Raw genomic sequence first — 19142 nt, 5'->3', positions numbered from 1 at the left:
CGCTCAGCGGTGGCGGACGTGGCCGCCGTGGCCGAACCCGCCGCGGTGGCCGAAGCCTGCGTGCCCGAACCTGCCGAAGCCGGCGTGACGGAAGCCGTGGCGACCGCCGCCGAAGGGCCGGCCGACACCGTAGCCGAAGCGGCCGACGCCGTAGCCGAACACGGGCCGCACGATGCGGCGCACCCCGTAGCCGTAGGGGCGATAGCCGAAGCCGCGGTAGCCGTAGGCGGCGTTCAGGCGGCAGCCGAGGCCCGGCACGAGATGGCGCCCGATGGCGCAGCGGCGGAAGCCGTAGCCGCCGAAGGGCAGGCCGACCCCGTAGGCGAAGCGGCGCAAGCCGAAACCGCGATAGCCGACGACGCCCCGCCGCACGCCGTAGCCGCCGAAGGGCCGGCCGAACCCGTAGCCGCCGCGGTGGAAGCCGCCGCGATGGAAGCCCCCGTGGTGGAAGCCGCCGAACCCGCCCCCGTGGCGGACGAAGGCTTCCGCGGGCGCCGCGGTGGCGAGGGTGGCCCCCGCGACCGTGAGGGCGACGGCGCCGGCCGTCAGGGCCGCCTTGAAGGCGCCCCGGGTGGAAGTGACGAAGGATGCCATGGCGAACTCCCTGGACGGCCGGCCCCCGAGGCCGGACCGCATGCTCGTTCGCAGCGTGGCGCCCACCGGCTGAATGCGGCCTGAGCCGGCGCTTCACCGGCGGTTCACCGCCGCGGCACCTTTCGCGGCGGGTCGGCGTTCCCGGACCGCGATCCCACGGTCCAACCCAAGGCCACGCCCATGCGCTACCTGCACACGATGATCCGCGTCACCGACCTCGACAAGACGCTGCACTTCTTCGAAACGCTGCTCGGCATGACCGAAACGCGCCGTATCGACAACGAGAAGGGCCGCTTCACCCTGGTGTTCCTCGCGGCATCCGACGACGTCGAGCGCGGCCGCGCCGACAAGGCGCCGCTGGTCGAGCTGACCCACAACTGGGATCCGGAGGAGTACAAAGGGGGCCGCAACTTCGGCCACCTGGCCTACGAGGTCGACGACATCTACGCGCTCTGCGGCAAGCTGATGGACGCCGGCGTGACGATCAACCGTCCGCCCCGCGACGGCCACATGGCCTTCGTCCGCACGCCGGACGGCATCTCGCTGGAACTGCTGCAGAAGGGCGGCCCGAAGGAGCCGGCGGAGCCCTGGACCTCGATGAAGAACACCGGGGAGTGGTGAGCCGACGCCGGCCTGCCTCGCCCCGATTCCGCCCCGCGATTGCGCCGCCGCCCGGTTCGGGCGACGGTGGCGGGGAGGAGATCAGCGATGACGACGGACGACGATGACGCGCGATACCTGGCCCAGGCGGTGGCGCTGTCGCGCTCCCGCATGGAGGCCGGCCACGGCGGGCCCTTCGGGGCGGTGATCGTGCGGGACGGCGCCGTGCTGGCAGAGGGCTGGAACGCCGTGACCTCCGCCAAGGACCCGACCGCCCACGCCGAGGTCACCGCCATCCGCCGCGCCTGCGCGGCCGTGGACGACTTCTCGCTCGCCGGCGCCACCCTGTATTCCAGCTGCGAACCCTGCCCGATGTGCCTGTCCGCCATCTATTGGGCGCGCATCGGCCGGCTCGTCTACGCCAACACGCGCGACCAGGCCGCCGCCATCGGCTTCGACGACGCTTTCCTCTACGACGAGGTGCCGAAGCCGCCGCTCGCGCGCTCGTTGCCGACGCGCCACCTCCCCACCCCCGAAGCCGAGGCCACGTTCGGCGCCTGGGCGGCCAAGGCCGACAAGGTGAGCTATTGAGCCCGGCTCCCGGCCGCCTCTGGATCAAGGACCCGATCGCGGTCTTCGGGGAAGGGGCCGAGCGGGGCCTCGTCGTCGAAGGGCGCACGATCGCCGAGCTCGTCCCCGCGGGCGCGGAGCCGGCGGCGCCCTGTTCCGTCTTCGACGCGTCGCGGCACGTGGTGCTCCCGGGCCTCGTCAACACCCACCACCACTTCTACCAGACGCTGACGCGGGCCCATCCGGCCGCGATCAACAAGCCGCTGTTCCCGTGGCTGCAGGCGCTCTACCCGCTGTGGGCGCGGCTGACGCCGGACGACCTGCGCTCGGCCGTTCGCATCGCCCTGGTCGAGCTGCTGATGTCGGGCTGCACCACGGCGGCCGACCACCACTACCTGTACCCCGCCGGGCTGGAGCGGGCCGTCGACATCGAGGTCGAGGCGGCGCGCGAGGTCGGCCTGCGCATGACGGTGACGCGCGGCTCGATGAACCTGTCCGAGAAGGACGGCGGCCTGCCGCCCGACGCCGTCGTGCAGGACGAGGACGCGATCCTGCGCGACAGCGAGCGCGTGCTGAACCTGTTCCACGACCCCGCGCCGGGGGCGGACATCCGCATCGGGCTCGCGCCCTGCTCGCCCTTCACCGTGACGGAGCGGCTGATGCGCGAAACGGCCGCGATGGCCGAGCGCCACGATTGCGCGCTGCACACCCATCTCGCCGAAACCGCCGACGAGACGCGCTTCTGCGAGGCCCGCTACGGCTGCCGGCCCGTCGACCTCCTCGAACGCAACGGCTGGCTGGTGCCCCGCACCTGGGTGGCGCACGGCATCCACTTCGACGACGGCGAGGTCGAGCGGCTCGGCCGGCACGGCGTCGGCGTGTGCCACTGCGCGGCGTCCAACATGGTGCTGGCGTCCGGCATCTGCCGCACGGTGGAACTGGAAGCCGCCGGCGCCAAGGTGGGGCTCGGGGTCGACGGATCGGCGTCCAACGACGCATCCAACATGATGGAAGCGCTGCGCCAGGCGCTGATGATCGGCCGCCTGCGCTACGGCGCCGACAAGGTCACGCACCGCGACGTCATCCGCTGGGGAACGGAAGGCTCCGCCCGCTGCCTCGGGCGCGACGACATCGGGCGGATCGCGCCCGGCCTCCAGGCCGACCTCGCGCTCTTCACCCTCGACGAGACGCGCTTCGCCGGGGCGCACGACCCCATCGCGGCGCTGGTCCTGTGCAACGCCCACCGCGCCGACCGCGTGATGGTGGGCGGGCGCTGGCGCGTCGAGGACGGCCAGCCCGTCGGGCTCGACCTCGCGAAGATGATCGCCGACCAGCGCCAGGCGGCGAAGCGCTTCGCATGACGCGCTTCCCTTCTCCCGCGCCGCGGGGGAAGATGGCGGGGCGACGCCCGGTCGGAGGAGGGGCGGGGGCGCCCCCGTCCTTCCTCCGACCTGCCGAACGCCGTCTCCCCGTCGCGGGGGGAGGGCCCAAGAACCGGAAAGCCGATGCCCGCCTTCTCCGCCGACGCCTGGTCCCGCAACCTCGCCCTCTACGACGCGACCCTGTCGATGCCCTTCAACGCGGAGCTGGCCGAGGGCCGCCTGCCGCTCGAAGCGTTCCGCCACTACATCGTCCAGGACGCCAAATATCTGATCGCGTTCGGCCAGGCGCTGGCGGTCGCGGCGGCGAAGTCCGACGACCCCGACGGCATCGTGCTCTTCGCCGGCGCGGCCCGCGAAGCGGTGGTGGTCGAGCGCGGCCTGCACGAGGACTATTTCGGCCGCTTCGGCCTCGACGCCGCCACGGTGGCGGCGAGGCCGATGTCGCCGGCCTGCCACCACTACACGTCCTTCCTGCTCGCCACGGCGTTCCGCGAGCCCTTGCCCGTGGTCGCTGCGGCGCTGCTGCCCTGCTTCTGGGTGTACCGCGAGGTCGGCACCTTCATCCACGGCCGGGCGGCGCCCGCCAACCCCTACCGCGCCTGGATCGACACCTACGCGGGCGACGACTTCGCCGCCGCCGTGGACGCCATGATCGCCACCACGGACGCCCTGGCCGCCGCCGCGTCGCCGGCGGAACTGCAGGCCATGCACGCCGCCTTCACCCGGGCCATGCAGCTCGAATGGATGTTCTGGGACTCGGCCCACCGGCGCGAGCGCTGGCCCGCCTGATGCCGGCGGCCGAAGCTTCCGTCGGGCGCGGCGGAGACGGCTGGCAAGCCTCTTGCTCGTTTGACATTCGTCGGGCCTGGGCCATCCTCGCTCCGACGGAGTCGCGGCGCCGATCCGGCCCAGCCGGGATCCCGGCCCGCTGTCCGGGTCCCGCGGGCATGAGGGCTTCGGTTGCGACGCTGGCCAGGGCGGCTGGCGGACGCCGGACCGGAGCGCTCGTCCCCGTGGACGCCCTTTCTCAGGCTGCATGATCGGTCCTTCGACATGTCCATCAGCAAAGCGGACGCCGGCGACCTCGCTTTGAAGACGGGGCGCGCCCGCCCCCCGGCCCCGGGCTCGCTCCCGGCCTCCGCTTCGGCCCGCCGCCGCCGCGGCGCCGACGAGGGCGGCCGGCCCGGCGAGGCCGGGCGAGCCCGCGCCCTGGCGGACATCACTTCCGTGGCCTTCCTGCTCGTGCCGTCCTTCTCGATGATCGCCTTCTCGTCGGCGGTCGAGCCGCTGCGCCTCGCCAACCGCATCGAGGGGCACGACACCTTCTCGTGGCGCGTGCTGTCGGTCGACGGGCGGCCCGTCGCGGCCTCGAACGGCGTCGAGATCGCCGTCGGGGGCAGCTTCGCCGACCTCGGCGGCGCCACCGCGGCCGTGGTCTGCTCCGGCCTCGACGTGCAAACCTTCGACCATCGGGACATGATCGCCCGGCTCCGGGGCGTCGCGTCGCGCGGCGTGCCGGTCGGCGCCGTCTGCACCGGCACCTACGTGCTGGCCAAGGCCGGGCTCCTCGACGACCACCGCTGCACGGTCCATTGGGAGAACCAGGATTCCCTGCGCGAGCAGTTCCCGGAGATCGACCTCACCGAGGAGCTGTTCGAGATCGACCGCACGCGCTTCACCTGCGCGGGCGGGACAGCCGCCATCGACATGATGCTGGCGCTGATCGCCCGCCAGCTCGGCCAGGAGGTGGCGTCCGGCGTCACCGACCAGCTCATCCACCACCGCATGCGCGACGGCGACGAGCGCCAGCGCATGGAGCTGCGCTCGCGGCTCGGCGTCGCGCATCCCAAGCTCATCAGCGTGGTGGCCGAGATGGAGCGCTGCATCGAGCAGCCGCTGTCCTGCGTCGACCTCGCGGAGGGCGCCGGCCTGTCGACGCGGCAGCTGGAGCGGCTGTTCCGCAAATACATCGGCCAGGTGCCGACCCGCTACTACCTCGGCCTGCGCCTCGTCCGGGCCCGCCAGCTCCTGCTGCAGACCTCCATGCCGATCCTGTCCATCGGCCTGGCCTGCGGCTTCGTGTCGGCGTCGCATTTCTCGAAATGCTATTCCGAGCACTTCGACCGGACCCCGTCGCAGGAACGGCGCCCCCACCGCTGAAGGGAGCGTCGGCTTCCCGACAGACGGTTCGGTCCCGACGGGCTATGGGTCGGGATCGCAGGGGCGAACCCTCGTCCGCCCTCCATCCTGAGCGGGGCCCGCACCGTGTCCACAGACTTCGACTACGTCATCGTCGGCGCGGGTTCCGCCGGATGCGTCCTGGCCGACCGCCTGACGGAAGACGGCTCCGCTTCCGTGCTGCTGGTCGAAAGCGGCGGCAACGATTGGTCGCCCCTCATCCGCATGCCGAGCGCCCTCGCCCTGGCGATGAACATCGAGCGGGCGAACTGGAACTACCGGTCCGAGCCCGAGCCGCACCTCGACGGCCGGCGCATCACCTGCCCGCGCGGGCGGGTGATCGGCGGTTCCTCGTCGATCAACGGCATGGTCTACATCCGCGGCAACGCCATGGACTTCGAGAGCTGGGACCGGGCCGGCGCGCGGGGCTGGGCCTATGCCGACGTGCTGCCCTACTTCAAGCGCGCGGAAGCGCGGGAGGAGGGCGGGGACGGCTACCGCGGCTCGGACGGCCCCTTGCACACGAGCTACGGGCCGCTCGCCAACCCGCTCTACGGCGCCTTCGTGGAAGCGGGGCGCCAGGCCGGCTACCCCGTGACGGAGGACGTCAACGGCTTCCAGCAGGAGGGCTTCGGGCGGATGGACCGTACGGTGCACGACGGGGTGCGCTGGAGCGCCGCCCGCGCCTATCTCGACCGCGCGCGCGCGAGGCCGAACCTGACCGTGTGGACGGGTTGCCTCGCCGAGCGGGTGCTGTTCGAGGGGCGGCGTGCCGTCGGGCTCGCCGGCCGCATCGCGGCGCATCGCGTCGAAGCCCGGGCGCGGCGCGAGGTGGTGCTCGCCGGAGGGGCCATCAACTCGCCGCAACTCCTCATGCTGTCCGGCATCGGGCCGGGCGCGCATCTCGCCGAGCACGGCATCCCGGTCGTGGCCGACCGGCCCGGCGTCGGCGGCAACCTCACCGACCACCTCGAGTTCTATTTCCAGGTGGCCTGCCGCGAGCCTATCACCCTCTACGGCGCGCTCGGCCGGCTGAGGCAGGCGAAGATCGGCGCCCGCTGGCTCGTGAAGCGCGACGGGCTCGGCGCCACCAACCACTTCGAAAGCTGCGGCTTCATCCGCTCGCGCCCGGGCGTGGAATGGCCGGACCTGCAGTACCACTTCCTCCCGGCCGCCATCTCCTACAACGGCAAGGACCTGGCCGAGCAGCACGGGTATCAGGCCCATGTCGGGCCGATGCGCTCGAAGAGCCGGGGCCGCGTGTCGCTGCGCTCGGCCGAGGCCGGTGACGCGCCGGAGATCCGCTTCAACTACATGAGCCATCCCGACGACTGGACGGAGATGCGCGCCGCCGTGCGGCTGACGCGCGAGATCTTCGCCCAGGACGCCTTCGCGCCCTACCGCGGCGAGGAGATCTCGCCCGGCGCCGACGCGACGGGCGACGAGGCCATCGACGCCTTCATCCGCCGCCACGTCGAGAGCGCCTATCACCCCTGCTCGACCTGCCGCATGGGGGCGGACACCGATCCGCACGCCGTGGTGGGGCCGGACGCGCGGGTGATCGGCGTCGAAGGGCTGCGCGTGGCGGATTCATCGGTGTTCCCGACCATCACCACGGGCAACCTCAACGCGCCCACCATCATGCTGGCCGAGAAGGCGTCGGACCACATCCGCGGGATGCGACCGCTGCCGCCCTCGAACCTGCCGTTCTTCCGCGCGGAAGGGTGGGAGACGGCGCAGCGGTGAGACCGGGGACCTATCCTCCCTGGGGTTCAAATCGACTTCGAGCCGGGTGGAGCGGGACCCGACGGTGTTGGGAGCGCGGCCATGCGGGTCTTCATCGCTTTTCTGCTGGCACCGGCGGCGGGCGCAGCCCTGTTCACCGCAGGGGCGGCCATCAGCGATCATGTCAATGCAGTGCCCTACGACAGGGGCAACATCTTCACGTTCGTCGCTCCGCTGATGGTCGGAGGCTACCCACCGGCCATCATGCTGGGAGTGCCGGCATATTTCATCTTCAAGAAGTCCAGGAGATCCAAGCTCATCACCTCGGCACTCGTGGGTTCCTTGGTCGCGAGCCTTCCGTGGACCTTCATCTCGACGATCGTTCTGATCGGCTCGGGTCGCGTTTCTGAGGCGCTAGGGGTCTTGTGGGAGACGGCGATCCCGGCCTTCTTCTGTGGCTGCGGTGCAGGCATCGTGTTCTGGCTCGTCGCGAGGCCATTTGAGGCCACATGAACTCCCGAGTGTCGCGTTTCCCGACGGAGTCCAACCCCGAGGCGAAACGGTTCGCCGTTCTCCCCCTCCTCCCGGAAGAGACTTCCATTCAGGCCATCTCCACCCCAGGCAGGGGTGGAGACAGAACCGCGATCACGCCAGCACGCCGTGGCAGTGCTTGTACTTCTTGCCAGAGCCGCAGGGGCAGCTCTCGTTGCGGCTGACCTTGCCCCAGCTTTCGGGGTCCGCAGGGTCGCGCGTCGTGGGTTCGGTGCGCTCCAGCGTCGACAGCAGGGCGCCGCCGGTGTCGAAATCGCCCGCGGCCAGCCGCGCGTTCATGTCGGCGATGGCCACGTCGTCGTCGCCCGTCAGCGGGTCCTGGTGGGTGGCGAACATGGGGGGCAGGTCGCCGCCCACCATCGGCTGCTCGTAGGCCACCTCGACGCGCATGATCTGGGCGGTGACGATCTCGCGCAGCCGGGTGATGAGGCCGTCGAACATCTCGAAGGCTTCGGACTTGTACTCGTTCAAGGGATCGCGCTGCGCCACGCCGCGCCAGCCGATCACCTGCCGCAGGTGGTCCAGCGTCACGAGGTGCTCGCGCCACAGGTGGTCGAGCACCTGCAGGACGATCTGCTTCTCGACGTAGCGGCTGAGCTCCGCGCCGTTCTTCTCGACGCGGGACGCGAAGACTGCGTCGGCCGCCGCGTGGAGGCGCTCGCGCATCTCCTCGTCGGCGATGCCCTCCTCCTTGGCCCAGTCCTCGACGGGCGGCTCCATGTTGAGCCCGTCCTTCAGCGCCGCCTTCAGCCCCGCGATGTCCCAGGCCTCGGGGTAGGCGTCGTGCGGCATGAAGCGGGCCACGAGGTCGTCGACGACGCCCTGGCGCATCTCGCCGATCATCTCCTCCAGCGAGTCCTGGCCCATCATGTCGCGGCGCTGCTCGAACACGACGCGGCGCTGGTCGTTCATCACGTCGTCGTACTTCAGCACGTTCTTGCGCATGTCGAAGTTGCGGGCTTCGACCTTCTGCTGCGCCTTCTCCAGCGCCTTGTTGATCCAGGGATGGACGATGGCCTCGTCCTCCTGCAGGCCGAGCCGCTTCAGCACCATGTCCATGCGGTCGGAGCCGAAGATCCGCATCAGGTCGTCCTGCAGCGACAGGAAGAACTTGGAGCGGCCCTTGTCGCCCTGGCGGCCGGAGCGGCCGCGGAGCTGGTTGTCGATGCGGCGGCTCTCGTGGCGCTCGGTGCCGACGATGTAGAGGCCGCCGGCCGCGATCGCCTTCTCCTTGAAGGCCGCCACCTCGGCGCGGATCTCCGCTTCCTTCGCGTCGCGCTCGGGGCCCGGCTCGAGGCCGGCGCATTCGGTCGCGACGCGCATGTCGTCGGAGCCGCCGAGCTTGATGTCGGTGCCGCGGCCCGCCATGTTGGTGGCGATCGTGATGGCGCCGGGCACGCCGGCCTCGGCCACGATGGTGGCTTCCTGCTCGTGGAAGCGGGCGTTGAGGATGGCGAAGAGCTTCGACGGCGTGCCGGTCCGGGCCGCCGCGTAGAGCCCCTTCAAGGCCGCCGCGGGGTCCGAGAAGTCGATGCGGGTGAAGCCCGCGGCCGTCATCATCTCGCCGAGCTGCTCGGACTTCTCGATCGAAGTCGTGCCGACCAGCATGGGCTGCATGGTGGCGCTGGCGGTCTCGATCTCCTTGACGATGGCCTTCAGCTTCTCGGCCGGCGACCGGTACACCTCGTCGTGCTCGTCCAGCCGCGACACGGGGCGGTTGGTCGGGATCTCGACCACTTCGAGCTTGTAGATTTCGGCGAACTCGTCCGCCTCGGTCGAGGCCGTGCCGGTCATGCCGGCGAGCTTCTTGTAGAGGCGGAAGTAGTTCTGGAAGGTGATGGACGCCAGCGTGACGTTCTCGGGCTGGACCTGCACGCCTTCCTTGGCCTCGAGCGCCTGGTGCAGCCCTTCCGAATAGCGGCGGCCCGGCATCATGCGGCCGGAAAACTCGTCGATGATGACGAGCTCGCCGTTGCGGACGATGTAGTCCTTGTCGAGCGTGAACAGCTTGTGCGCCTTCAGCGCCTGCTGGACGTGGTGCACCAGGGTGGAATTGGCGGCCTCGTAGAGCGAGCCCTCGGTCAGCAGCCCCGCTTCCCCCAGCATGGCCTCGATATGCTCGTTGCCGGCTTCGGTGAGGTTGGCGGTGCGCTGCTTCTCGTCGACCTCGAAATCCTCCTTGACGAGGCGCGGGATGAACTTGTCGATCGCGTTGTAGAGGTCGGACTTGTCCTCCGACGGGCCGGAGATGATCAGCGGCGTGCGGGCCTCGTCGATGAGGATCGAGTCGACCTCGTCGACGATCGCGTAGGCGTGGCCGCGCTGGCACATCTGCTCCAGCTCGTATTTCATGTTGTCACGGAGGTAGTCGAAGCCGAACTCGTTGTTGGTGCCGTAGGTGATGTCGGCCGCGTAGGAGGCCTTGCGCTCGGCGTCGTCGAGGCCGTGGACGATGACGCCGTAGCCGAGGCCGAGGAAGTTGTAGACGCGCCCCATCCATTCGGCGTCGCGGCGGGCGAGGTAGTCGTTGACGGTGACGACGTGCACGCCCTTGCCCGGCAGTGCGTTGAGGTAGCAGGCCAGCGTGGCCACCAGGGTCTTGCCTTCGCCGGTGCGCATCTCGGAGATGCCGCCCTCGTGCAGCACCATGCCGCCGATCAGCTGCACGTCGAAGTGGCGCTGCCCGAGCACGCGCTTGGCGGCCTCCCGCACGGTCGCGAAGGCGGGCACGAGCAGGTCGTCGAGGCTCTTGCCGGCCGCGAGCTGCTCGCGGAACTCGGCCGTGCGGGCGGCCAGCCGCTCGTCCGACAGGGCGGCGACCTCGGGCTCCAGGGCATTGATGGCGGCGACCTTGGGGACGTAGGACTTCAACCGACGCCCGTTGGCCGTGCCGAAAATCTTGCTTGCGAGCGAGCCGAGCATCCGTCGAAAACCCTGTCTGGGCCGCGCGCCATCGGATGCGCGCGGCTGAACCTTCCGTCAGTCCGCGCTTCTTTAGCACGATCGTGGCGGCACCCGCGCATGTAAGGCGCGCCGGGGGGCGCCGCAACGCGCGGAGGGGGCCCCCGAGAAAGCGGTGGCTTTGGATCCCCGGGACGGATATGAGCCGGCCCAAAGCCTGTCAATCGCGGGTCGAGGCTCGACGGGCCCGGGGCGGGCAGGCGTTGCCCGAACCGGTGGCGACCTCCATCTCCCGCGTTCACCGGTGTTTCGAGGACCCTTCCCATGTTGAAACGATACGACGCCCCGCTGCGCCTGCTGGCGGCCGCGATGCTCGCCGCCACCGCCCTGGTCGGCTCGGCGACGGTCACGGCTGCCGCCGCCAAGACGCTCGCCACCGTCAACGGCTCCGACATCACCGACGATGACGTCCGGATCGCGGCCGCCGACCTCGGCCCGTCGCTGCCCCAGCAGCTCCAGGGCCAGCAGCGCGAAGCCTACGTGGTCGACTACCTGATCGACCTGAAGCTGGCCGCCGGGCAGGCGACCCAGCAGAAGCTCGGCGAAGACCCCGACTTCGCCAAGAAGATGGCCTACTACCACGACAAGGTCCTCATGGAGACCCTGCTCGGCAACATCGCCAAGACGGCCGTGACGCCCGACGCCGAGAAGAAGGTCTACGACGACGCCGCCAAGGCGCAGCCGCCCGAGACCGAGATCCACGCCCGCCACATCCTGGTGCCGACCGAGGCCGAAGCCAAGGCGGCGCTGGAGCGCGTGAAGAAGGGCGAGGACTTCGCCAAGGTGGCCGACGAAGTGTCGAAGGACCCGGGTTCCCAGGGCGGCGACCTCGGCTGGTTCACCAAGGACAAGATGGTGCCAGAATTCGCCGCCGCGGCCTTCAAGATGGAGCCGGGCCAGGTGTCCGACCCCGTGAAGAGCGAGTTCGGCTGGCACGTCATCAAGGTCGAGGGCAAGCGCGAGAAGGCCTTCCCGCCCTTCGACCAGGTCAAGGACCAGGTGGCCCGCTACGTCGCCCAGAAGGCGCAGAGCGACGACATCACCAAGCTGCGCGAGGCCGCCAAGATCGACCGCATGACCCCGGTCCCCGCGCCCGCCCCGGCGGCGCCCGCCCCGGCCGCCCCCGCCCCGAAGCCCTGACGACGGCGGGGCGGCTCCGGTCGCCCAGGCCCCGGGAGAAACGAAGGCGGCATCGCTCGGGCGCCGCCCAGGCTCGAAACGTCGGGCCCGGCCTGCGCGGCCGGACCCGGCCTCACTCCGTCAGGACCGCGTTCACCCGCTCCATCGCGTCCGCCGGGAAGGCCTCGTCCCAATCGGTCGGCCACGTCATGACCCCCGCGCCTGCGAGCCGCGCGTCCACGTCGTCGACCCGCGCGATAGCGGCGCGCAACCCGTCCACGATGCCGTCCAGCGTCGGCTTCACGCCGATGAGGTTCGGCGAGATGGCGCGGAGCGCCGCCTCGGTCTTGTTGGCGAAGGTGTTGGTGACGGTGGGCAGCCCCGCCGCCGCCATCTCCAGCGGCACGAGGCTCGGGTGCGGGGTCAGCATCAGCGACAGGCCGACGTCGAAGCCCGGCAGCATGTCGATGTAGCCCTGAAGGCTGGTCTTCGGCACCATCGTCAGGAAGGTGCCGGGCACGAGCTCCAGCCGGTCGGCCGTCGCGATGGAGCCGATGCCGTGCGCCGTCCAGCCCGCCGCCACGACCGCCGGGTCGGAGAACAGCGCCACCAGCGCGGCGATGCCCATCTCGAACATGTTGCGCGCCGCGTGGTCCTCCGGGCGCGCGTAGAACAGGATGCGGCGGCCGCGCCGCTCGAGCTGCGCCCGCGTCGGCGCGAAGCGCTGGATGGCGTTGGAGAAGACCGCGGCGCGCTCGTCGCCGCCCTCGGCCTCGAACAGCCCGATGCGGTTGTCCCGGAAATAGTCGCGCAGCAGGGCGGTCGAGAACAGCCCGAACTGCGGGAAGTCGTAGGCCTGCCGCAGCAGCGCCGTGTTGGTGTTCATGGGGCCGAAGAAGGGTTCGAACTCCTGGATCAGGAACACGAAGCGCCCCTGGCCCAGCGCGGCCGTCGCCTTGTGGGCCACGTGGGCGCTCCACCCGCTCGTCGCCACGAAGCGGTCGTCCGGCGACACGGCGAGCGGAATCGCGCGGTCGTGGCGGTAGGCGACCTCCACGGCGTCGAAGAGGTGGCCGAGGCCGGGGTACCGGGCGATGCGGGCCCGCCAGTCGGCGAGGTTCACGTCCGTCTCGTCGAGGAGCACGATGCGGACCGCGTGCCCGTCCCGGCCGAGCCTGAGCGCCAAGTTGAACATGCCGATGTAGCCGCCGAACAGCACGTCGAAGTTGATCGTCGCCAGCAGCAGGTTGACGCGCTTCGGCTCGTCGGGCGACGGGCGCAGCGTCAGCGGCGACACGTTGTGGAAGATCCAGCCGATATGGCCGAAGCTCATGGCGGGGATGTCGCGGCCGTGGCCCGAATGGCGGAAGTCGATCCGCCCCGCGGCGTCGCCGCTCGCCAGGAGGTGGCGCATGCCGTGCACCATGCGCCGCCGCCGGATGCGCTTCATCTGCGGCCCGCGCAGGGCGCGGTAGGCCGCCTGGCGCCCGCGGGACACCAGCACGGCGCGCAGGAAGTGGCCCTCGTGGTTCAGCGTGGGGCGCTTCTCCACGGCGGCCAGCAGGCGCTCGCGCAGCGCGGGGGCGAGGCGCGTCAGCCCGCTCATCCGCTCCAGCACGCGGCGGACGCCGGGCCGCGCGCCGGGGTGGCGCAGGAGGAGCACGCGCGCCAGCACGGCCTTCTGCGCCACGAGCGACTGGCGGTCGACCGTGGCGCGGGCGACGATGTCGCGCAGCACCTGGCCGACGGGCCCGCGCCGCCGCAGGGCGGACGCCACCGCCCGGCCCGCCTCGGCGAGCCCCGGCGCGTCGGCGTCGCGCTTGTGGCCGATGACGTTGCCGCCGTGCTGCACGTAGTCGTGCAGCGGGCGGTCGACGTAGCGGATGGCGCCGGCCGCGAGCGCGTTCAGCCCGATCCAGTGGTCGTGGTAGGCGGCGCCGAGCCGCTCGGGGAAGGGCAGGATCTGCCGCAGCAGCGAGGCGCGGAACAGGCTGGCGGCGCCCATCACGGTGTTGGCCGACAGCAGGCTCGGCAGGCTGGTGAAGTTGTTGCGCCGCGCGTCCCAGAACGTGTCGGAGCGGGCGCGGCCTTCGCCGTCGACGATGCGGACGTCCGCATAGGCGAGCTGGGCCTCGTCGTCCATGGCGCCCAGCAGGGTGGCGATCTTGTCGGGGTGCCAGCGGTCGTCTTGGTCGCTCAGCGCCACCATGTCGGCGTCGGGCGGCACCGCCCGCAGGGCGCGCTCGAAGTTGCCGTAGAAGTCGAGCCGGTCCGGGTTGCGCAGGAACACGAACCGCGGGTCGTCGAGCATCGGCGCCATGCGCCGGAGCGCGACGTCGGGCGATGCGTCGTCCGACACGATGCAGATCCAGTTGCGGTGCGTCTGCGCCTTGATGGACGCGACCTGCGCGGCGAAGAGGTCGAGCGGCGGGTTGTGGGTCGCCATGCAGATGGCGACGCGCGGGCCGTCGCCCGTATCCCGGCCGGACCACACGACCGGGACGGGCGAGCGGCCGTCGCCGGGCAGCAGCGTCATCGTGCCGATGGCCCGCTCCAGCACGGCGCCGTCGCGGGTGACGAGCCTCAGGCGGACCTCGCGGTCCTCGGGCCCTGCCACCGCGGGCAGGGGAACCACGGCCTCGAAGCCGCTGAAGAAGCTGTTGCCCTCGGGGTCGTGTTCGAGCTCGGCGTCGAGCACGTCGGCGCGGGGCTGCGAATGGTCCGCCACGGGTGTGCGCGCCTCGCCCACCGTCACGTCGAGGAAGCGGATGCGGCCGCGCGGCGCATAGGCCCAGCCCCGCACGAACACCGCCGTGCCGAGCCCCGTGTGGATCGCGTCCGGCAGCGGCTCGACGGCGCAGCGCAGCGCGTCGGGCAGCGCGGCGTCCTGCGCTTCGGCCCGGTCGAGGAACAGCGCGAGCGGGTTCGGGCCGCCGCCGTCCGGGAACAGGGCCGCCAGGGCGCGCGCCGAGATGGCGGGGTGGGGGTCGTGCCCGGCGCCGTGCCCGTGGCGGAGGTAGTGCTCGGCGGCGGGACCGCGCAGCCCGGGCCGGGCGGCGCGGTAGAAGCGCGGGGCGATCAGGCCGGCATCGGCGAGGCGGCGCGCTTCGAGGCGCAGCGCGCGCCGGTCGGCGTCGCCGAAGAGCCCGGACAGCAGGCGGGCGAGCAGGGGGATGGGGCGCGCTCCGGACCCGCCGTCGTTCTTCGTCATCGTGCCCAGGCCTGCCCCGTCGCTGTCGGAAGCGGGCAGAAAGCCGACGCCGGGCGGGGCGTCAAGCGAAGGAGAAGCGCTTGTGGCCCTGGTAGCTGACCACGACGGGGCTCAGCACGCCGATCACATGGGCGATGAGCTCGGCATGCCAGGACAGGCCGAGGGCCGGGAAGGCCAGCTCGGCGAGGCCCAGGCTGACGGCGAGCACCTGGACCAGCGCGGCGACGTTGACGAGGGCGAAGCGGCCGTATTCGACGTGCAGGCTGCGGCCCGAGGCTTCGAAGACGAACAGGCGGGCCAGGAAGAAGGCCGTCGTCATGCCGACCAGGTAGGCCACCGCGACGGCGGCGCCGTAAGGCATGACGAGGTCGAACACCACCCGGCTGGCGACGTTGACGGCGGCGGCGAGCCCGCCGGTCAGCAGGAAGGCGACGAAGCGGCGCGTTTCGGGGCGGCGGAGGCGCCGGGCCAGCGACGTGCGGTTCATGGGGCAGCTCCCGTCATCTCCCGGACGGTCCCGGGCTCGCGCGACACGATCGCACGCGATGCTTGCAAAAAGGTTGCCGGTCCGCAACAGCGTCCCGGCCCGTGGTGGCGAGACCGTGTCATGTCCGTGCCGCCCCGGCGAGTCCGGCTTCGCCGTCGGGCAGGGGGGGCCGTTCGGGCCCCAGCGCCCGCGCGGCCTGGAGGTCGACCACCACGCCGCCGGCGCGCTCGCGCAGCAGCTTGGCGAAGGACGGGATCGCTTCGGCGAAGACCCGGTCGGCATCGGCGCGGCTGCCCGACGCGATGGACCCCGCCAGCGTGTCGAGCCAGCGCGCGATCCGGGCGCGGTCGTAGCCGACCGTGCGGGCCGCCGTGACGCCGTCGACGCCGATGTCGAGCACGGGTTCGTCGCCGGTGAACAGGTATTCGTTGAGCCGCTCGCCCTTGCGCACGCCGGTGAACACGATCTCCATGTCGCGGCCGGGCTCGAACCCCGCCATGCGGATCATGCGCGTGGCGAGGTCGACGATGCGGGCGGGCTGGCCCATCTTCAGCACGTAGACGGAAGCGCGCTCGCTGTTGGCGTTCTTGCGGCCGAGCGCGTGGGCCGACGCCGTGAGCACGAGGTCGCAGGCTTCCCGGACGGTCATGAAGTAGCGCACCATGTCGGGATGCGTGACCGTGACGGGCCCGCCGCGCTCGATCTGCGCCTTGAAGCGCGGCACCACCGAGCCGACGGAGCCCAGCACGTTGCCGAAGCGCACCGACAGGAGCCGCACGGGTTTCAGCGTGGCGGCGGCCTCGGCGTCGAGCAATTGGGCGTAGATCTCGCAGAAGCGCTTGGTGGCGCCCAGGATCGACACGGGGTCGACGGCCTTGTCGGTCGAGATCAGCACCGCGGCGGCCGCGGTTCCGGCCGCCGCGTCGGCGATGTTCACCGAGCCGAAGACGTTGGTCTTGATCGCTTCCGTCCAGTCGACCTCGAGGAAGGGCACCTGCTTCAGCGCCGCGGCGTGGAACACGAGGTCTGGCTTGAAGTCCCGGAAGAGCGTGAAGATGCGCTCGCGGTCGCGGACGTCGGCGATCTTGCCCGCGAGCTGCACGGCGCCGGTGCACAGCGGCGCGAGGCTTTCGAGGATGTTATAGAGGGCCGGCTCCGAATGGTCGAGGATCAGCAGGTCCGAGATGCCGAAGGCGATCAGCCGGGCGCAGATCTCCGAGCCGATCGAGCCGCCGCCGCCCGTCACGATGGCGCGCTTGCCGGCGAGCAGGTCGGCCAGCATGGCCCGGTCCACCTCGACACTGGGGCGGAACAGCAGGTCCTCGATGTTGACCGGCTTCAAGGCGGCGGCGACGCTGGCGCCTTCCTCGATCGTCTGCATGCGCGACAGCGGGATGCCGAGGCGGTTCGCGGTGGCGAGCAGGAGCTCGGATTCCGTTTCGGGCACGAACTCGTTCGGCGCCACGATGATGCGGGCGATGGGCTGGTTGCCGTCCTGCGCTTCGGCCACCACGCGTTCGAGTTCGGCGTAGTTGCCGAGCACCGGCACGTTGCGGATGGACGTGCCGTAGTCGGTGCGCTGGGGCGACAGGATGGCGCGGGCCACGAAGCGGCGGCGCAGGCCCGTTTCGAGCGCGCGCAGCACGACCTCGGCCTCGGTGGCGCGGCCCAGGATGACGACGGAACTGGCGCTTTCGCGGTCGCCGGCGCGGCGCGACTGCACGTATTTCAGGTAGCGGTAGGCCAGGCGGGGGCCGCCGAGCAGGAACATCTGCAGCAGCCAATAGATCGCCACCGTCTTCTCGCCGAACATCAGCCAGGGGGTGAGCCCGCGCGCCAGCAGCACGTAGTCGCCGACCAGCATGATGATGGCGAGCAGGCTCGCGGCCTTGAAGATGTTGAACAGGTCGGGCAGGGACGCGAAGCGCCACTTCGACGCGTAGAGCGGGAACACGCGGTAGACGACCGCGGCCAGCGCCACGAAGAACGGCATGATCCAGACGATCTCGTCGGACATGGGCGCCAGCTGCCAGAACTGGTAGCGCAGGATCAGGCACCCGCCGAAGCTCAGCGCCGTCGCCACGAGGTCGTGGGCGATGATGATGCCGCGCTTCAGGAACTGCGACAGGGCCGGCGTGTCACGTTGGTTCGTCATCGATCCCCTTCACCGAACCCCCGGTCCGTGCCGGGGCGTCGATCGTCGGCGGCCGGTTTAGCGGAACTCGCCGCCGAAAGCACCCCGTGTTCGCGGCGGCCCGGGGTGACACGGCGGAGGGGCGGGGGTTAAACCGGCGGGGTTCGTGCCGCCCCGGCGGCGCGGGGAGCGGGGGCGGATGGCGGTGGACGGCGACACGACGACCCCGGCGAAGCCGCCGCCGCGCGGCCCCGTGGTGGTGCTGGGCGCGAGCAACCTGATCGCGGGCCGCCTCCTGCCCCGCCTGGCGGCGGCCGGGGTCGAAACCCTCGCGGTGGCGCGCCGCGACGTCGCGCTCCCGCCGGGCGTCGCTTTCGCCCGGGTCGACTTCGAGGCGGACGCGCCCTGGACGGTCCCGCCCGGCGCGGCCGTGGTCAGCGTGCTGCCCTTGGCGCTGCTCGCCACGTCGCTCGACCGGCTGCGCGGCGCGCGGTCGGTCGTCGCCATCGGGTCGACGAGCCTGCATTCCAAGGCCGACAGCGACGACCCGAAGGACCGCGCCACCGCCCGCAAGCTCGGGCGCGCCGAAGCGACCCTCGCGGATTGGTGCGGCCGCCACGGCGCGACATGGACGGTGCTGCGCCCGACGCTGGTCTACGACGGCCGCGGGGACCGCAACGTCGCCCGCATGATCCGGCTCGTCCGCCGCGCCCGCGTGCTGCCGATCGCGCGGCCCTCCTCGGGCCTGCGCCAGCCCATCCACGTCGACGACATCGCCAAGGCCATCCTGGGGGCGTTGGACGAGCCCCGCGCGGCGGACCGCGCCTTCGACATCGCGGGCGGCGAGGTCCTGACCTACCGGGCGATGGCGGAGCGCGTGTTCGCCAGCCAGGGCCTGAAACCCCGCTTCGTCGTCCTGCCGGTGCCGCTGCTGCGCTTCGCCTTCGGCGCCGCGGCGCGGGTGGGCATCCTGCGCGAAACGGGCTTCGGCAGCGCCGTCTTCGCCCGCATGAACCAGGACCTCGTCTTCGACGTGGCGGAGGGCCTGGATGTGCTCGGCTACGCGCCGCGAGGCTTCCAGCCGCCGCGCTGGACGGGCTGACCGGGCTTGCCGCGCACGCCACGCCGGACACGTTTGAGGTGGTCCGCCCAGGCGAGCGTTGACAGTCGTGGGCTCACGACTGCAAAGGAACGGTTGAAGGTCGACGGGGTCGCCCCGATCGGAATGGGTGCATCCGAAGTGTCGGCAAGATCGATCTATGGCGTGCGATCCTGGCGCGCCGCCGTACTGTGTTTCTGCGCGCTCGTCAGCGCCGTTCTGATTGTGACCTCCCTCTCCCTCGGCTATCACTTGAGCCGCCCCGTTCCGTTCTACGATCAATGGGAGTTTGTGCGCAGGATCAACGATATACAGGCCGGCCGCTTCGGCTTTGCCGACCTCGTGGCGCAGCATAACGAGCATCGGATCGCGACGGCCCGCGCCGTGTTTCTGCTCGACCTGTGGCTCGCAGACGGCACAGGCTACCTATCGATTGCGGTGCTTTACCTCGCCCTAGTGCTCTGAGTCATTCGTTTGATGCACCCTGAGCTTGGCCATGACGCTGGCGGCTGAGGCGGTCCAGATGAAGG

At 71.2% G+C, this 19142-nt stretch carries 15 protein-coding genes; 10 read left to right on the top strand and 5 right to left on the bottom strand.

Translation table 11 applies throughout. The features are described from left to right. Nucleotides 1-3 precede the first annotated feature (3 nt). Nucleotides 4-594, bottom strand: coding sequence for a hypothetical protein (locus D3273_RS09950; RefSeq protein ID WP_129226018.1), 591 nt, complete (start codon nt 592-594; stop codon nt 4-6). Between the two features lie 180 nt (nt 595-774). On the opposite strand from D3273_RS09950, the gene D3273_RS09945 reads away from it, so the two are divergent. From D3273_RS09945 to D3273_RS09915, 7 genes are all read left to right on the top strand, one after another. Beyond that, the gene (locus D3273_RS09945) at nt 775-1215 is read left to right on the top strand and encodes a VOC family protein (RefSeq protein ID WP_129226015.1); all 441 of its coding nucleotides are present in this window, start codon (nt 775-777) and stop codon (nt 1213-1215) included. Nucleotides 1216-1302: 87 nt separating this feature from the next. After that, nucleotides 1303-1785: a nucleoside deaminase gene (locus tag D3273_RS09940; protein WP_129226012.1), complete on the top strand. Its 483-nt coding sequence runs from the start codon at nt 1303-1305 to the stop codon at nt 1783-1785. Next, entirely contained in the window at nt 1782-3125 is a 1344-nt protein-coding gene (locus D3273_RS09935; RefSeq protein WP_129226009.1) for an 8-oxoguanine deaminase, read from the top strand. The genes D3273_RS09940 and D3273_RS09935 overlap by 4 nt, the downstream gene beginning before the upstream one ends. A 144-nt stretch (nt 3126-3269) precedes the next feature. Next, nucleotides 3270-3935: a TenA family protein gene (locus D3273_RS09930; protein WP_129226006.1), complete on the top strand. Its 666-nt coding sequence runs from the start codon at nt 3270-3272 to the stop codon at nt 3933-3935. A 264-nt stretch (nt 3936-4199) separates the two neighbouring features. Continuing rightward, on the top strand, nt 4200-5306 hold the full coding sequence (locus D3273_RS09925) for a GlxA family transcriptional regulator (RefSeq protein ID WP_129226003.1): 1107 nt from the start codon (nt 4200-4202) through the stop codon (nt 5304-5306). A gap of 105 nt (nt 5307-5411) precedes the next feature. Then, on the top strand, nt 5412-7070 hold the full coding sequence (gene betA, locus D3273_RS09920) for a choline dehydrogenase (protein WP_129226001.1): 1659 nt from the start codon (nt 5412-5414) through the stop codon (nt 7068-7070). An 81-nt stretch (nt 7071-7151) separates the two neighbouring features. Then, nucleotides 7152-7562, top strand: a complete 411-nt coding sequence (locus tag D3273_RS09915) for a hypothetical protein (protein WP_129225999.1) — start codon at nt 7152-7154, stop codon at nt 7560-7562. 132 nt (nt 7563-7694) lie between these two features. Here D3273_RS09915 and secA read toward each other — a convergent pair whose 3' ends face one another. Further along, the gene (gene secA, locus D3273_RS09910; protein ID WP_129225996.1) at nt 7695-10523 is read right to left on the bottom strand and encodes a preprotein translocase subunit SecA; all 2829 of its coding nucleotides are present in this window, start codon (nt 10521-10523) and stop codon (nt 7695-7697) included. 303 nt (nt 10524-10826) lie between these two features. On the opposite strand from secA, the gene D3273_RS09905 reads away from it, so the two are divergent. Further along, nucleotides 10827-11702 (top strand): peptidylprolyl isomerase, encoded by an 876-nt coding sequence (locus D3273_RS09905; RefSeq protein ID WP_129225993.1) that lies wholly within the window; start codon nt 10827-10829, stop codon nt 11700-11702. A 112-nt stretch (nt 11703-11814) separates the two neighbouring features. Here the strand turns inward: D3273_RS09905 and D3273_RS09900 are convergent, their stop codons facing one another. The 3 genes from D3273_RS09900 to D3273_RS09890 form a co-directional block, all read right to left on the bottom strand. Then, nucleotides 11815-14892: a rhamnosyltransferase WsaF family glycosyltransferase gene (locus tag D3273_RS09900; protein ID WP_129225990.1), complete on the bottom strand. Its 3078-nt coding sequence runs from the start codon at nt 14890-14892 to the stop codon at nt 11815-11817. 61 nt (nt 14893-14953) lie between these two features. Beyond that, a complete protein-coding gene (locus D3273_RS09895) occupies nt 14954-15379 on the bottom strand; it encodes a GtrA family protein (protein WP_129225987.1) in 426 nt (141 codons plus the stop codon). A 118-nt stretch (nt 15380-15497) separates the two neighbouring features. After that, nucleotides 15498-17534, bottom strand: a complete 2037-nt coding sequence (locus D3273_RS09890; RefSeq protein ID WP_129225984.1) for an SDR family NAD(P)-dependent oxidoreductase — start codon at nt 17532-17534, stop codon at nt 15498-15500. Nucleotides 17535-17712: 178 nt separating this feature from the next. Between D3273_RS09890 and D3273_RS09885 the strand changes: the two genes are divergently transcribed. Continuing rightward, nucleotides 17713-18615, top strand: a complete 903-nt coding sequence (locus D3273_RS09885; protein ID WP_129225981.1) for an SDR family oxidoreductase — start codon at nt 17713-17715, stop codon at nt 18613-18615. A 93-nt stretch (nt 18616-18708) separates the two neighbouring features. Then, entirely contained in the window at nt 18709-19077 is a 369-nt protein-coding gene (locus D3273_RS09880) for a hypothetical protein (protein WP_129225979.1), read from the top strand. The last annotated feature ends 65 nt before the right edge of the window (nt 19078-19142 follow it).

Source organism: Lichenibacterium minor (genome assembly GCF_004137685.1).
Classification (GTDB): Bacteria; Pseudomonadota; Alphaproteobacteria; order Rhizobiales; family Beijerinckiaceae; genus Lichenihabitans; species Lichenihabitans minor.
Note: the sequence above shows the minus strand (reverse complement) of the source record. Positions and strands in the feature narration are given on the sequence as shown.

Excerpts from the sequence above, each read along its gene's own strand:
- D3273_RS09950 (WP_129226018.1), bottom strand. The coding sequence starts at position 594 with ATGGCATCCTTCGTCACTTCCACCCGGGGCGCCTTCAAGGCGGCCCTG.
- D3273_RS09945 (WP_129226015.1), top strand. The coding sequence starts at position 775 with ATGCGCTACCTGCACACGATGATCCGCGTCACCGACCTCGACAAGACG.
- D3273_RS09940 (WP_129226012.1), top strand. The coding sequence starts at position 1,303 with ATGACGACGGACGACGATGACGCGCGATACCTGGCCCAGGCGGTGGCG.
- D3273_RS09930 (WP_129226006.1), top strand. The coding sequence starts at position 3,270 with ATGCCCGCCTTCTCCGCCGACGCCTGGTCCCGCAACCTCGCCCTCTAC.
- D3273_RS09925 (WP_129226003.1), top strand. The coding sequence starts at position 4,200 with ATGTCCATCAGCAAAGCGGACGCCGGCGACCTCGCTTTGAAGACGGGG.
- D3273_RS09915 (WP_129225999.1), top strand. The coding sequence starts at position 7,152 with ATGCGGGTCTTCATCGCTTTTCTGCTGGCACCGGCGGCGGGCGCAGCC.
- secA (WP_129225996.1), bottom strand. The coding sequence starts at position 10,523 with ATGCTCGGCTCGCTCGCAAGCAAGATTTTCGGCACGGCCAACGGGCGT.
- D3273_RS09905 (WP_129225993.1), top strand. The coding sequence starts at position 10,827 with ATGTTGAAACGATACGACGCCCCGCTGCGCCTGCTGGCGGCCGCGATG.
- D3273_RS09900 (WP_129225990.1), bottom strand. The coding sequence starts at position 14,892 with ATGACGAAGAACGACGGCGGGTCCGGAGCGCGCCCCATCCCCCTGCTC.
- D3273_RS09895 (WP_129225987.1), bottom strand. The coding sequence starts at position 15,379 with ATGAACCGCACGTCGCTGGCCCGGCGCCTCCGCCGCCCCGAAACGCGC.
- D3273_RS09890 (WP_129225984.1), bottom strand. The coding sequence starts at position 17,534 with ATGACGAACCAACGTGACACGCCGGCCCTGTCGCAGTTCCTGAAGCGC.
- D3273_RS09885 (WP_129225981.1), top strand. The coding sequence starts at position 17,713 with ATGGCGGTGGACGGCGACACGACGACCCCGGCGAAGCCGCCGCCGCGC.